Source organism: Streptomyces sp. YIM 130001 (genome assembly GCF_003574445.1).
In the GTDB taxonomy this organism is placed as follows: Bacteria; Actinomycetota; Actinomycetes; order Streptomycetales; family Streptomycetaceae; genus Streptomyces.
In genome coordinates this window covers 1-860 of sequence record NZ_KZ984595.1, presented here as the reverse complement: position 1 = coordinate 860, position 860 = coordinate 1, and the positions used below count along the sequence as shown (strand labels likewise).

Here is an 860-nt window from a genome sequence, read left to right as displayed (position 1 = left end):
GAGGTCGTCTCATTTGGTGAGTCTGCGGTAGCAGATGAGGGTGCAGGCGATGCTGGTGAAGGCGAGGAAGTGGTCGGCTTTGCGCTCGTAGCGTCGGTGGAGACGGCGGCAGCCGGTGAGCCAGGCCATGCTGCGTTCGACGGTCCAACGGTGCTTTCCCAGACCCTTCGAGGTCTCGATACCTCTGCGGGCGATGCGATGGGTGATGCCGCGCTGGCGTAACCAGCGCCGGAGGTGGCGGTAGTCGTAGCCCTTGTCGCCGTGGAGTTTTCCCGGCCGCCGACGTCGGGGGCCGCGGCGGGATCGGATGGGCGGTATTCCTTTGACCAGGGGAATCAGGCCTTGGCTGTCGTGTGTGTTGGCTCCGGAGATGCCGATCGACAGGGGCAGACCGGATCGTTCGGTGATCAAGTGGATCTTCGAGCCGTACTTGCCTCGATCGACAGGATTCGGGCCTGTCAGCTCCCCCTTTTCAGGGCCCGCATGTTGACCGAGTCGATCGCGCATCGCGACCAGTCCAACTCGCCCCGGCCGCCGAGTTCGTCGAGGACCAGGCGATGGAGCTTCGCCCACACCCGGGCGTTGGACCACTCCGTGAAGCGTCGATGAGCCGTAGCCCCTGAGGGCCCGAACGAGGCCGCCGGCAACTGCTGCCATGTACAGCCCGACGTCGCCACGAACACGATCGCGGCCAAGACCTCACGATCACCGTGACGACGCCGCCCACCACCCTGCGGCCTGGATGGATGCTCAGGAACCACCCGCTGAAACAGGGCCCACAACTCATCCGGCACCAGCCGCTCGACCATCCCCACCATGCCGACAGGCTACCCATCAGCACTCCAAATGAGACGACCTCT

1 protein-coding gene is annotated in these 860 nt (G+C 65.0%); it reads right to left on the bottom strand.

What is annotated here, in order from left to right; translation table 11 throughout:
• Positions 1–9: 9 nt before the first annotated feature.
• Positions 10–809 (bottom strand): IS5 family transposase gene (locus tag DSC45_RS35535; RefSeq protein ID WP_240435034.1). Its coding sequence is split into 2 segments (ribosomal slippage): positions 10–471 and positions 474–809, totalling 798 coding nucleotides; the frame shifts between segments, so codons are not numbered across the junction.
• Between the last annotated feature and the right edge of the window lie 51 nt (positions 810–860).